Genomic DNA, 13,101 nt, shown 5'->3' with positions numbered 1-13,101 from the left:
CTGGAGCGCAGGCGAGCCGCCCGCGCCCCCCATCCGGTCGTTCAGGCCGGCTCGGGAGCCGGCCTGAACGGTTACCACCAGGCCTCGACCTGGGCACCGAAGGTCAATTCGCTGCCATCGGCCTGCTCGGTGCCGACCCGGCCGCCCCACTCGTCGTCCCAGTCGGCGTAGGTGGCGAACAGGCGGATGGCCGGACGGGCCCAGATGCTGCTGCCGGCCTGCCACTGCTGGGCCAGGGTGTACTTGATCTGGTCGTTGTGCCGGCCGCTGGCCTGATCCTTGATGTTGTCGTAGCCCACCTCGAACAAGGTGCTCATGGTGTTGGTCCACTTGTACATGGGGCGCACGCCGGCGGAGTACCAGGTGCTGCCCTGGTTGTTGTCCAGATCCGTGTCCTGGTACAGGGCCAGATACATGGTTTCCCAGTCGTTGCCCAACTGCACCACCCCGTGGTTGATCAGCCGCAGCATGTCGCCGTGGTTGGTGGTGCTGGCGCCCTGGGACTGGCCGATGTTCCAGGAGGTCATGGAGTCGGTGGCGTACTGCACCACGAACTTGTTGAAACCGCCGAAGAAATTGCCCTGGGTGTGCTGGGCGGTGACCATGTAGCCGTCCTTGGTGGCACCGTCGGGCAGGGACACCCCGTCCCTGGTGTCGGCCCGGCCATAGCCCAGGCCCAGCTCCAGGTTGCCGTCCCGGTTGGTCTGCAGGCCGGCCAGGCGGGCGTCGAAGATATTGTTGTAGACATTTTCATCGGTGTCGCCGGTGAAGCCGTCGACGCCGCCCGCCTCGGTGTTGCGCACCACCGCCAGCGACAGCTTGCCGACGCCCAGGTCGATGTGCTCCAGGCCGGCGCCGGGGCCGGACACGTCCCAGTAGTAGAAGTCGGTCATGTGCACGTCGTGGCGCTGGTAGAAGCGCTTGCCGGCCCACAGGGTAGCCCCGGGCAGGGATTCGAACAGGTTCTTGCCCTGGATATTGGCCTGGCGGAAGGCGGGCTCGGTCTGCTCCCAGTTGTTTTCCTGATCCACCGCATAGGCGAAGGTGGTGTCGAGGTAGAAGCTCTTGCCCTCTTCGGCCCACAGCTCCTGGCCGAAATTCAGCTCGGCGTAGGTCTCGCACTCGTTGCCGAGGCGGTACTTGCTCGGGGCGCCGGTGGCGGTGAAGCATTGCTGGTCGCCGCCGCTGGCGGTGGCGCCGATGCCGGAACGCACATAGCCGTGGAAGTCCAGCGCCATGGCCTGGCCGGCCATCAGGGCAGCCGCCACCGCGGCAGTAACGGGAAGAACACGCATTGTTTTCATTTTCTACTCCTTGTAGACCTGGCCGGGCACTTCCCTGTGCGGGCTCGCTCCCTGGCGGCAGGCCGGGTTTCTCATCATTAAAAAAACGACGCAGGTCACCGGGCCGCCGGAAGACAGAGAGTGTCTTCACCGGCAGCCTCGGAGGCAGGCGGTGGCAGCGGGTTATCTTGCCCGGCGCGGGGCCGGCACGGGCGCTAGCCCTTGACCCCGCCGTCGGACAGGCCGGACACCAGGTAACGCTGGGCCAGCAGGAACATCAGGGTGATCGGCAGCCCCGACAGGATGGCGGCGGCGGCGAAATCGCCCCACAGGTACTTGTGATCCACCAGGTACTGGCGCGCGCCCACCGCCAGGGTCATCTGTTCGGTCTTGCGCAGCAGCACCGAGGCCAGGGGATAGTCGGTGACGGTGCCGATAAAGGCCAGCACGAACACCACCGCCAGAATGGGCACCGCCAGCGGCAGGAACACATGGCGGAAGGTCTGCCAGGGGGTGGCGCCGTCGATCTGGGCGGCCTTGTCCAGGGCCGGATCGATGGCGTCGAAATAGCCCTTGATGATCCAGATGTTCATGGTCACCCCGCTCAGGTAGCAGAGGATCAGCGACCAGTGGCTGTCGATACCGAGCACGGGCGTCACCTTGCCCAGGGCGTCGAAAATGGCGTAGAGCGCCACCACCGCCAGGGCACCGGGGAACATCTGGATCAGCAGCAGCGAGTCCAGCAGGCTGCCCTTGCCGCGGAACTTCATCCGGGAGAAGGAATAGGCGGCGATGGTGGACACCGACAGCACCCCCAGGGAGGCGATGGTGCCGATCTTGACCGAGTTCCACAACCACAGCAGCACCGGAAAGGGTGGCGTCACCCGGGTGCCGTCGGCACGTACATGGTCCAGCCCCAGGGCCAGCGCCCAGTGCTCCAGGGTGGGGTTGTCGGGGAAGATGCTGCCGGTGGCGAAGTTGCCCTCCCGGAAGGAGATGGACAGTATCATCACGAACGGAAACAGGATCAGTAGCAGGAAAATCCACAGGAAGCCGTGGGCCAGGATTTTACGCAGCAGCAGGTTGCGTGGATATTCGACAATCATGTTATTTCCCCCTGGCGGTCACGGCACGGCGCAGTGCCACGAAGTTGGCGTAGGCCATGGCCCCGACGATAACGAAGATCAGGGTGGCGATGGCGCCGGCCAGGCCAAAGTTCTGCCCCGAGTCCATAAAGCTGATGCGATAGGTGAAGGACGCCAGCAGATCGGTGGAGCCGGCCGGGATCAGGGTGCCCGGAATGTCCGGCAGGCCCCGGGTGAGCAGCAGGATCAGCACCAGGTTGTTGAAGTTGAAGGCGAAAGCCGAGATCAGCATGGGCGCGAAGGGCGGCAGTATCTGCGGCAGGGTGATGGAAAAGAAGGTGCGCACCGGGCTGGCCCCTTCCAGGGCCGCGGCCCTGGCGTGATCGCCGGGCACCGACTGCAGGTAGCCCATGGCCAGCAGCATCATGTAGGGATAACCGAGCCAGGTGTTGACGATAACGGTCATGGCGCGGGCCAGGGTCGGATCGGTGAACCACTCGGGCCGGATGCCGAACACCGCCTCCAGGATCAGGTTGATCTCGCCGAAGTTCTGGTTGAACAGGCCGCGGAACACCAGGATGGAAATAAAGCCCGGCACCGCATAGGGCAAAATCAGCAGGATGCGGTACAGGCCGCGAAAGCGCAGGTGCTCCCACTGCAGGATCACCGCCAGCAGCACCCCCACCCCGAAGGTGCACAGCACCGACAGCAGGGCGAAGGTAACCGTCCAGATAAAAATCTCCAGCATGGGGCCGCGGATGCCCTCGGAAAACAGGATACGCTTGAAGTTGTCCAGGCCCACGTTGACCCGCCAGCCGGGTGCCACCTGGTTGCCGGCTTCGTCGCGGTAGAAACCCACCGAATGATCCGCCACCAGCATGTCGCCGTCGAGCCGGTTGCGCAGCCGGCCGTCCTCGAGCTCTTCGAACACCGGCTGGACATCGGCCATGGTGCGGATGCCGGAGGTGGTCAGGCGCTGGCCGTCGGGCAGCAGGGCGGTGACGGCGCCCAGCTCGCCACGCAGGCGCACCATGTCGCGGGGCGCCAGGAACTCGCCCGCTAACGCTTCGACATCGTAGGCCGGCTGCATCGGCAGCTGCAAAGGCGTTCCATCGGCGAAGAAGGGGGAGCTTATCAGGTCGCCGTCGGCATTGCGCAGCACCAGCCGGTAACCGCCCTCGGCGGGCAGCAGGAAGAAGGGCCGCTCGCTGCGCTTGTCTACCGTCACCCGGGACAGGTGAATTTCGTTGACCCGGTGAAAGGACAGCAGGTTGCTGGCGCTGTAGTTGGTAAAGCCGACGTAGCTGGTGTAAATCACCGGAAAGGCGATGAACAACCCCACCGTCACCACCGCCGGAAACACGAAGCGGGCAGTGTAGAAGCGCCGGTTGCCGTAAATCAGGACAACGCCCACCAGCACCGCCATCACCAGCACCGCGAACAGCGGCTCACCGGCCAGGTACAGGCTCCACACCGCGTACAGCAGTGCCAGCGACACCACCCCGAGAACACTGAATTTGGCCATCTTGGCCATGGAAAACCGCGCGGACTGGTCAGCCGCCAGCACCGGCTCCGCATAGATCGTCGGCGAACTCATGCCAGCCTCCAAATAAAGATTGTTACCCTACACTGCCGGCACCCCGGGCGCCGGCCATGGCCGTTATTTCGCCAGTATGCGGGCGGCGGCATCGTCCAGCGCCTGCTCCACCGTCTGCTGACCGCCGGTAATGTTCTGCAGCGCCGGGTTCATCGCCGCCCAGAACTTGCCGGTTTCGGGTATGCCGGGCATGGGTACGCCCTCGGCCGCGATCTGCTGGGTGGCCGCCACGTTGGGATCCTGTGACAGCACTTCGGAGTAGGCCTTGTGCGCCACCGCGCCGATGGCCACCGCCTGGTTCAGCTCGGCCAGGCCGGCTTCGGTCAGCAGGTAGTTCTCGATGAACTCCACCGCCAGATCCTGATTCGGACTGGCGGCGTTGATGCCGGCGGCGATCACCCCGATAAAGGATTTGGGCGACTGGTTCTCGATGGTGGGCAGGGGCACCACACCGAAGTTGATGCCGGTGGTCTTGAGATTGTCCCACGCCCAGGGGCCGTTGATCATCATGGCCAGCTCGCCCTTGTTGAAGGCGGTATCCATCACGTTGTAGTCGGCCCCGACCGGCATCACCTGCTCGTCGATCAGCCGCTTGATCATGCTGGCACCCTTGACCGCGCCCTCGTTGTTGACACCCAGATCCCGCGCATCGTAGACGCCGTTCTCCTGCTTGAACACATAGCCGCCGTTGGCCATCAGCAGCGGCATGGAGAAATAGGCGTTGTTGTAGTCCCACATGATGGTCTTGACACCGTCGGCCAGTCTGAGCTCGAACATCTGTTCAAAGGAGCTCGGCGGCTCGGGCAGCAGATCCTTGTTGTAGATGAGGCCGACCGCCTCGATGGTGAGCGGGTAACCCCAGGTACGGCCATTGAGGGTCAGGGCGTCCCAACTGAAATCAAACATCCGCTCCCTGACCTCCCGGCTCGGCGCCACCGGGGTGATCAGGCCGCCGGCACCCCATTCGCCGAAGCGGTCGTGAGCCCAGAGGATGATGTCCGGGCCCTGGCCGTTGGCGGCGGACTGCTGGAACTTGTCGGTCACCGGCTCGGGATGCTCCACCACCACCTCGATACCCAGCTCGTCGGTGAACTGCTGAGCCACCGCGACCACGCCCCTGTTGGTGCTGCCGCTCCAGATCACCAGTTTGTCCTGTTCAAAGGACAGCGCCGGGCCGGATATCACCCCGGCTACCAGGCCGGCAAGCAGTGTCACGTTCGCTTTCATCATGGTTGTACCTTCCCATTGTGTTTTAACCCAGACTCCTGTCTGGCTGACCAAGGTTCTGCACCGCCCGGCCGGAATCGAGTACGCCGGAGCGGGTGGATCACTCAATTTAAAGCGCTTTTAATTTGATGTGCAAGACGTCTGTAAAACCCGCATATCGATCTGTGATCTGACGCATAATTTTACATTTATAACGTTTAAAGATCATTGATTGTGATAAAAATCACACAACATGATATTGCATTGTTCTTTATTTTCATAAATTAAGAATAAACCGATTTAAACACCGGTGATAACGGCCAGTTCCGACCTCCAAATCCGATCCAGTTCACAACTCTCCGATTTATGGCTTGCGTCGAGGCCTGGATCCGCTAGCTTTAAAGCGCTTTAAATGCAGATCACCCGGCGGCGGGTCGCGAACGGTATGGAGACGCGCTCGGCGCCCCCTTTGTCAGAATGGAGCCCACAGACAGATGGTGAACACAGCAACCCAGCAGGAGCAGGCCCACAAGGTACTGTCGATCAATGCCCTGATTAAAAGCTACGGCGGGGCCGACATCCTCAAGTCCGTCTCGGTGGACATGAATGAAGGGGACTTCCTGGTGCTGGTCGGCCCCTCGGGCTGCGGCAAATCCACCCTGCTCAACTGCATTGCCGGCCTGGAAGAGGTGACCGGCGGCCAGATCCTGATCGACGGCCGGGACGTGACCCGGGTACCACCCCGGGACAGGGACATCGCCATGGTATTCCAGTCCTATGCCCTCTACCCCACCATGACGGTGGCCGAGAATATCGCCTTCGGCATGAAGATCCGTAAGGTCTCCAGGGAAGAGCAGCAGCGCAAGACCCGGGAAGTGGCGCGCCTGCTGCAAATCGATCATCTGCTCGAGCGCAAGCCGGCCCAGCTCAGCGGTGGCCAGCGCCAGCGGGTGGCCATGGGCCGGGCCCTGGTGCGGGAGCCGGTGCTGTTCCTGTTCGACGAGCCCCTGTCCAACCTGGATGCCAAACTGCGGGTGGAGATGCGCGCCGAAATCCATCACCTGCACAAGCAGACCAATGCCTCCATCGTCTATGTGACCCACGATCAAATCGAAGCCATGACCCTGGGCAGCAAGATAGTGGTGCTACGCGACGGCCACATCCAGCAGGTAGGCAGCCCGCAGCAGATCTACGACGAGCCGGCCAACATGTTCGTGGCCAACTTTATGGGTACCCCACCGATGAACCTGTTTCCCGCCCGGGTCGAACTCGGCGACGCCGGTGCCATGCTCAGCGTGGGCGAGCAGGACCAGGGCTTTACCCTGGTGGATCCCCGTGCCGGCGACCGTCTGGGCGACTATCAGGGCAAATCGGTGGTGGTGGGCCTGCGCCCCGAGGCGCTGCACCTGTACCGCGAAGGGCAGCATGAGCATGCCATCCGCCTGCCGGTGGTCAACGTCGAGTCGTCCGGATCCGACACCTTCGTGCAACTGCGGGCCGGGGAGCACAGGATCAGCGCCCGCCTCGGAGGACGCACCCGGGTCGCGGAAGACCAGCCGCTGGCCCTGGCCGCCGAGATGGACCACGTTTGCTATTTCGATCCCCACACCGAATTACTGCTCAAGTAACCCGAATCAACGAGGATTATTATGTCCGGTCAACCCCTTGATCCCATTAGCCGCCACTGGTGGAAAGAAGCCGTGGCCTACCAGATCTACCCGCGCAGCTTCATGGACTCCAACGGCGACGGCATCGGCGATCTGAACGGCATCATCATCAAGCTGGACTACCTGCAGGAACTGGGGGTGGACGTGATCTGGCTCTGTCCCATGTACCCGTCCCCCAACGACGACAACGGCTACGACATCAGCGACTTCCAGGGCATCATGGCCGAGTTCGGCACCCTGGCCGACTTCGACCGGCTGCTGGCCGAGGTGCACGCCCGGGGCATGAAGCTGATCCTGGATCTGGTGGTCAACCACAGCAGCGACGAGCATCCCTGGTTTCTCGAGTCCCGGTCCTCGCACGACAACCCCAAACGCGACTGGTACATCTGGCGCGACGGCAAGCACGGCGCCGAGCCCAACAACTGGGAGAGCATCTTCAAGGGCTCGGCCTGGGAGTACGACCAGAACACCGGGCAGTACTACCTGCACCTCTTTTCCCGCAAGCAGCCGGATCTGAACTGGGAAAACCACGAAGTACGCGAAGCCATCTACGACATGGTGCGCTGGTGGCTGGACAAGGGCATCGACGGCTTCCGCCTCGACGCCATCAGCCATATCAAGAAGGAAGCCGGCCTGAGCGACGTTTCCGCCCCGGAAGGCCAGCCCTATGGTGCCGCCTGGGACAAGATGATGAACGTCGAAGGCATTATCGAGCACCTGGACGAGCTGTGCCGGGAAACCTTCAACCGTTACGACATCATGACGGTGGGCGAGGCCAACGGGGTGTCTCCGACCCAGGCGGAAGACTGGATAGGCGAGCGGCACCGGCGGCTCAACATGATTTTCGCCTTCGATCACGTGGGGCTGTGGGCGGACGATGCCGGGGCCGGCCTGGATCTGGACCGGCTCAGGCAGGCCTTCGGCCGCTGGCAGACAGGGGTGGAAGACTTTGGCTGGAACGCGCTCTTCGTGGAAAACCACGACGTGCCACGCATCATCTCCAGGTGGGGCGACAACGAGCACTACTGGCAGCAGAGCGCCACCGCCATCGCCAGCCTCTATTTCCTGATGCAGGGCACACCCTTTATCTACCAGGGTCAGGAAATCGGCATGACCAACACGGTTTTCGGGTGCATTGACGACTTCAACGACGTGGCCGCCAAAAACCAGTATGCTCAGTTGAAACAACAGGGCATGGACGAGCCCGACATCATCCGGACCCTGTCGCATACCAGCCGAGACAATGCCCGTACCCCCATGCAATGGGACGCCGGCCCCGGGGCGGGCTTTACCACCGGCCGTTCCTGGCTTTCGCTCAATCCGAATTACGAGACCGTCAACGTGGCGGCCCAGTGGCGAGACTCGGACTCGGTGCTCGGCTTCTACCGCCGGCTGATCCGTCTGCGCAAGGCCGAGCCGGTGCTGGTATACGGCCGCTACCGGCTGGAGCTGGAGTCCGATCCCCAGGTGTACGCCTACAGCCGCCTGCTCGACGGCCAGCACTGGCTGGTGCTGGTCAACCTGAGCAACCGTCCGGCACAGCGGCGGCAACTGCCCTGGCCGCTGAACCATGAGCGGCTGGCCCTGGCCAACTACCCGGTGGCGCCACACCCGGCCGGCGACACCCTGGATCTGCGTCCGTTCGAAACCCGGGTGTACCGGCTGAACGACTGATCCCCTCCCCCCATAATGCCGGCATGGGGCCCCATGCCGGCCTGGCTCCTCCCGATATTCCCACCGCCATGCCTGTTCGGCCAAGCCACCGCACAAACTCACCGTAGGTCGACTTCAGTCGACCAAGCCCCAACGCCGTTATCGGAAAGGTCCACTGAAGTGGACCCTACGGCAGACCCGGTGTAACCCGTCGCCGCCCGTATCGACCAAACCCGGCAGCCGCGGCGCCCTTGTGGGTTATTCTGCCGCCGGCTCCAGCAGCGGCAGGTAGTACTCGCCCCCGTCCGGATCCCGGGCCCGCCACAGGGTCACCCCGTAGTCGCCGTCCTGCGCGAAGCGGTAGCGCAGGTTGCCCGGGTTGCCGCCCGCGCTCAGGCCGGTGGCGGTGAGCGGCGCGCCCAGGTTGAGCAGGCCCCAGCTGGCGTCGGCGAACTTGAACTCGCTCACTCCGGCCCGGGCCTGGATTGTGCCGGCATAGGTGCCCGGGGCCACCGCCGCGAGCGGGCTCAGCCCCCAGTCGTTGGCACCGCCCCGGAAGTACAGCTCGGTGGCCAGGGGCTCCGGCACCAGCTCGAGCAGGGGCCTGGGCGCGCCCTCCAGCCGGAGCGGGGCCACCAATTCGCCCGCGTCGTCTTCCCGGCTCGCCGCCATCACCCGTTCCCGTTCCAGCAGCAGCGGTTGCTCCAGCACGGTAGCGCTCCCTTCCCGGTCCAGGCGGGCGAACACCAGGCTGCGGCGGGCGGTCCCGCCCCAGCCGAAGGCGGCCTGGAAGCCCGGGGTGGCGGCATCGGCATCCCGCAGCAGGGTCATGCCGCCGGCCTCGTCGTAAAGCAGCAGCTCGGGCAGCTCCCGGGGGTTGGCGTAGCTCAGCTCGAGCCGGGGCGAACGGCCGTCCAGGATGAAAGACACTTCGGCCTGGCGCGGTGGCGCCACCAGGTTGCTCAGGCTGGCGCGCAGGGTCACCTCGGTGCCCTCGGCCAGGGCACCGGTATCCCAGTAGAGGCGATAAGGGGCGTTGTTGTCCACCGCCAGGGCCTCGAAATCGCCGCCGTCGAGGCTGGCCTCGAACCGCACCTGGTACTGGGGCAGCGCCTGCCCGGCCAGCGCCTCTGCCGTGACCTCCAGCTCCAGCAGACCCGAGGTACGGGCCCCCGATGCCAGCCCGCTCAGCACCGGCTCCGCCACCGGCGAAGGGACGATATCTTCGGCCCTCAGGATGGTGAACTGCAGCGGCGCCAGGGTCAGCTGCAGCTCGCCCTGGTGCACCCGGGCCCCGGCCCCGGCCTCGCCCGCGCCACCGGCCGATAGTCGCCGGCCGCCGGCAGGGTCAGGCTCAGGGCCTCGTCGGCCAGGTTGAAGGCCAGCAGGTATTCCACCCCCCTGCCAGATCCACCCGCGAGAAGGTCAGTACCCTGTCGCTGTCGTCGCTGTTGGGGCGGGCCATCTGGATGCCGCTACGCAGCACCGGATGCTCCCGGTACAGGGCACTCAGGCCGGCAATATCCCGGTACAGGGGATGGGTGGGGTCGAAGTTGTCGTCGGCGGTGGTGGCGCTGGTGCCGATCAGCCGACCGGCATTGTAGCTGGCCACCCGGGAGGGAAACATATTCTGGCGGGCATCCTTGTCGCCGCCCTCGCCGGTAAAGCCCTGCTCGTCCCCGTAGTAGATCACCGGCACGCCCCGGCTGAAGAACAGCAGGGCGTTGGCCAGGCGGTAGCGGGCCAGCAACGGGTCGTCGTCCTGCTCGCCGCCCGCCTGCAGGAAGTGGCCGAAGCGGCCGATATCGTGATTGCCGAGGAAGTTCAGCAGCTGGTTGGCGGAGCCGCCGGCATGGTTGTAGCGGTCATCCTGCTCGAACAGGGCCGCCAGGGCCGATGCCCCCCCTGGCCGGCCAGGGCACCGCCAGCGGCGGCCTGGAAGCCGAAGTCGAGCACGGTGGGAAGGCCGGCACTGCGGGTGTAGAAGCTGAGCTCGCGCGGATCGCTACTGAACACCTCGCCGAGCATGGTGAAATGGGCGATGCCGGCGTCGTCGCGAGCGTGGCGCAGCACGGCCGGCGCGAAGGCCCGCCAGAAGTCGGCATCCACGTGCTTGACGGTATCGAGGTGGAAGCCGTCGGGGCTCCACTCGTCGATCAGCTCGGTAAAGATGTCGATCATCCCGGCCACCAGTTCGGGGTTGCCGGGATCCAGATCATCCAGCCCGAAGAAGTCGCCGTAGAGGCTGTCCTCGCCGGAAAAGCTGGAGTCGCCCTGGTTGTGGTAGAAACGGGGATCGTTGAGCCAGGCCGGCACCTTGCCGCGCTCCTCTCCCGCCGGGATCAAGGGGGTGTAGCCCTCCCCGGCCGCCACCCGCTCCCGGGAGCGGTAGTCGCACCTGTCCAGCCCGGGCAGGTGGGCACCGTCCTCCCTATGACATTCGCGGTATTTGATCACGTCGGCGGTGTGGTTGACGATAATGTCGAAGAATACCTTGATGCCGCGTTCGTGGGCGGCGGCGATAAAGGCCTTCATCTCCTCGTTGTTACCGAAATGGGGATCCAGGCGGGTGAAATCCAGGATCCAGTAACCGTGGTAGCCGGCCGAATCGCCCTGCACCGCCTTGTTCTTGAGGATGGGCGTCAGCCAGATGGCGGTGATCCCCAGCCCCTCCAGGTAGTCGAGCTTCTGCTGCAGGCCGGCGATGTCGCCGCCGTGGAACATGCCCTTGTCGGCGGGATCATAGCCGCCGAAGGCATGGGAATCGTTCGGGTCACCCTGGTTGTTGTCCGGGTTGCCGTCATGGAAACGGTCCGGCAGCACGAAGTAGAACACCTCGTCCTCGATGCCGTGGCGCGGGCTGTCGAACAGGGTGCGGGGCTGGGTGTCCGCCAGGACGGGCGTGGCCATGATGGCGCCCAGCGCCATGGCCAGTACGGTATGATTCATCTGCAAGTCCCTATGGATGATGGAAGTGCCGGCCCGGGGACCGGAGGAAAACGGGTGATACCCGACACAAAATTAAATCGCTTTAATTTTTAAGTGCAAGACACCCGCGTTTCCCGATGAAAAATCTGTGATTCACCCCGTCTTTTGGTTGATCAATCCCGTTAAAATGACGATATTGTGCTGTTTTTACCCGGCCGGCAACGGCATACTTAATTGAAACGCTTACAGCATGAGGAGAGAACGTGGTCACGTTAAAGGATCTGGCCGAGCATCTGGGGCTGTCGCAGGCGACGGTGAGCCGGGCCCTGAACGGCTATCCCGAGGTCAACGAAAAGACCCGGCGCCGGGTGCTGGAAGCGTCCAGGCAGCTCAATTACCTGCCCAACCTGGGTGCCCGCAAGCTGGCCACCGGCAAGTCCGGCATGGTGGGCATCGTACTCAAGTCCAGCGACGAGCTGGTGAACGCCCCGGAATATGTGCAGATGATCGCCGAGATCAGCCGCCACCTGGGCGATGCGGGCTACGATCTGCTGATCAACTCGGCCCGCCAGGGCAACGCGCTGGACTCGTTCAAGCGCTTCGTGGCCGGCCGGGCGGTGGACGGCCTTATCCTCAACAGCCCGGAGCTCGAAGACGAACGGGTCGCCTTTCTGCAAGAACAGGGCTTTCCCTTCGTGATGCACGGCCGTTCGGCCAGCCGGGTTGACTATCCCTACTACGACATCGACAACTACGACGCCATGACCCAGGCGACCGAGCTGCTGCTCGCCCTCGGGCACCAGCGTATCGCCCTGCTCAACGGCCCGGCCCACCTGGCCTTTGCCACCGAGCGGGCCCGCGCCTTTCACGATCGCCTGCAACAGCAGGACCTGACGGTCCCCGTCGGCTGGATGACCCACCAGGAAACATCGGACGAAGCAGGCTACCAGCAGGCCCGGAGCTGGCTGGAAGCTCCCTCCCAGCCCATGCCGAGCGCCATCATCTGCGCCTCGGCCACCCAGGCACTGGGCGTCTACCGGGCCGCCGGGGAACTGGACATCGCCATCGGCAGGGAGCTGTCGGTGATCGCCCACGACGATGTGGTGTCTTTCCTGCGCACCGATCATTTCGATCCGCCGCTGACGGTCACCCGCTCGCCCTTTATGGACGCCTGTCGGCCACTGGCCGAGATGATGGTGGCGCTGCTCGACGGTGCCGATCCCCAGCCCCTGCAAACCGTGGCATCGGTGGAGCTGATCGTGCGCCGCTCCTGCGGGCCCTGTCCCCGCGCCTGAACCCGGTACCGGCGCGGCAAGCGCGCCGGTTGGACGGGCTCAGTCCCTGCTGCCGAACAGCCGCCGGCCCAGTCCTTTCAGCAAGCCGCGCTCTTCGTGCTGGTCAAGCCGGCCGGCCTTGACCAGGGCCTCGTACAGAGATTGGGCGTTACCCGGTGCCACCACCAGTTGATAGGCCTTGTGCTGCCCGAGCGCGCTGCCTTCGATCACCGCGACCACCGGCGCCAGCCGCTCGAGGCACGCCCTGTCGAGGAGGGTATCGTCATGGAGATCCACCCGCAGCCGGGTGGCGCAGCAGGAAAGCCGGACCAGGTTATCGGCCCCACCCAGGGCGGCGAGCAGTTCGGCGGCAATGGATGCTTGGTTCATGTTGACTCCTCGGTAATA

Annotated in this window: 11 protein-coding genes; 3 read left to right on the top strand and 8 right to left on the bottom strand. The window is 64.4% G+C overall.

The window, feature by feature from the left end; genetic code table 11:
• Window positions 1–71 precede the first annotated feature (71 nt).
• From C7H85_RS01505 to malE, 4 genes are all read right to left on the bottom strand, one after another.
• Entirely contained in the window at window positions 72–1,304 is a 1,233-nt protein-coding gene (locus tag C7H85_RS01505; protein ID WP_106727953.1) for a maltoporin, read from the bottom strand.
• A gap of 194 nt (window positions 1,305–1,498) precedes the next feature.
• Window positions 1,499–2,389: a maltose ABC transporter permease MalG gene (gene malG, locus C7H85_RS01500; RefSeq protein WP_106727952.1), complete on the bottom strand. Its 891-nt coding sequence runs from the start codon at window positions 2,387–2,389 to the stop codon at window positions 1,499–1,501.
• A gap of 1 nt (window position 2,390) precedes the next feature.
• Window positions 2,391–3,965, bottom strand: a complete 1,575-nt coding sequence (malF, locus tag C7H85_RS01495) for a maltose ABC transporter permease MalF (protein ID WP_210433534.1) — start codon at window positions 3,963–3,965, stop codon at window positions 2,391–2,393.
• Window positions 3,966–4,028: 63 nt separating this feature from the next.
• Window positions 4,029–5,195 carry a maltose/maltodextrin ABC transporter substrate-binding protein MalE gene (malE, locus tag C7H85_RS01490; protein WP_106727951.1) on the bottom strand — a complete coding sequence of 389 codons (1,167 nt, stop codon included), beginning with the start codon at window positions 5,193–5,195 and terminating at the stop codon, window positions 4,029–4,031.
• 470 nt (window positions 5,196–5,665) lie between these two features.
• Here malE and C7H85_RS01485 point away from each other — a divergent pair, with 470 nt between their 5' ends.
• Both C7H85_RS01485 and C7H85_RS01480 read left to right on the top strand, forming a co-directional pair.
• Window positions 5,666–6,799 (top strand): ABC transporter ATP-binding protein, encoded by a 1,134-nt coding sequence (locus C7H85_RS01485; protein WP_106727950.1) that lies wholly within the window; start codon window positions 5,666–5,668, stop codon window positions 6,797–6,799.
• A gap of 21 nt (window positions 6,800–6,820) precedes the next feature.
• Entirely contained in the window at window positions 6,821–8,512 is a 1,692-nt protein-coding gene (locus tag C7H85_RS01480; RefSeq protein WP_106727949.1) for an alpha-glucosidase, read from the top strand.
• Between the two features lie 237 nt (window positions 8,513–8,749).
• Here C7H85_RS01480 and C7H85_RS01475 read toward each other — a convergent pair whose 3' ends face one another.
• The 3 genes from C7H85_RS01475 to C7H85_RS20190 all read right to left on the bottom strand — a co-directional run bounded on the left by C7H85_RS01475 (window position 8,750) and on the right by C7H85_RS20190 (window position 11,440).
• Window positions 8,750–9,778 (bottom strand): early set domain-containing protein, encoded by a 1,029-nt coding sequence (locus C7H85_RS01475; RefSeq protein WP_106727948.1) that lies wholly within the window; start codon window positions 9,776–9,778, stop codon window positions 8,750–8,752.
• 67 nt (window positions 9,779–9,845) lie between these two features.
• Window positions 9,846–10,274: a hypothetical protein gene (locus C7H85_RS20195; RefSeq protein ID WP_483887914.1), complete on the bottom strand. Its 429-nt coding sequence runs from the start codon at window positions 10,272–10,274 to the stop codon at window positions 9,846–9,848.
• Between the two features lie 41 nt (window positions 10,275–10,315).
• On the bottom strand, window positions 10,316–11,440 hold the full coding sequence (locus tag C7H85_RS20190) for an alpha-amylase family glycosyl hydrolase (RefSeq protein ID WP_106727946.1): 1,125 nt from the start codon (window positions 11,438–11,440) through the stop codon (window positions 10,316–10,318).
• Window positions 11,441–11,682: 242 nt separating this feature from the next.
• Here C7H85_RS20190 and C7H85_RS01460 point away from each other — a divergent pair, with 242 nt between their 5' ends.
• Entirely contained in the window at window positions 11,683–12,714 is a 1,032-nt protein-coding gene (locus tag C7H85_RS01460) for a LacI family DNA-binding transcriptional regulator (protein ID WP_106727945.1), read from the top strand.
• 39 nt (window positions 12,715–12,753) lie between these two features.
• Here C7H85_RS01460 and C7H85_RS01455 read toward each other — a convergent pair whose 3' ends face one another.
• Window positions 12,754–13,083, bottom strand: coding sequence for a PTS transporter subunit EIIB (locus C7H85_RS01455; RefSeq protein ID WP_158260047.1), 330 nt, complete (start codon window positions 13,081–13,083; stop codon window positions 12,754–12,756).
• Between the last annotated feature and the right edge of the window lie 18 nt (window positions 13,084–13,101).

Origin of the sequence: Zobellella endophytica (genome assembly GCF_003012775.1) — a bacterium.
Classification (GTDB): Bacteria; Pseudomonadota; Gammaproteobacteria; order Enterobacterales; family Aeromonadaceae; genus Oceanimonas; species Oceanimonas endophytica.
The sequence above is the reverse complement of the archived record's forward strand: the minus strand, read 5'-3'. Positions and strand labels throughout refer to the sequence as shown.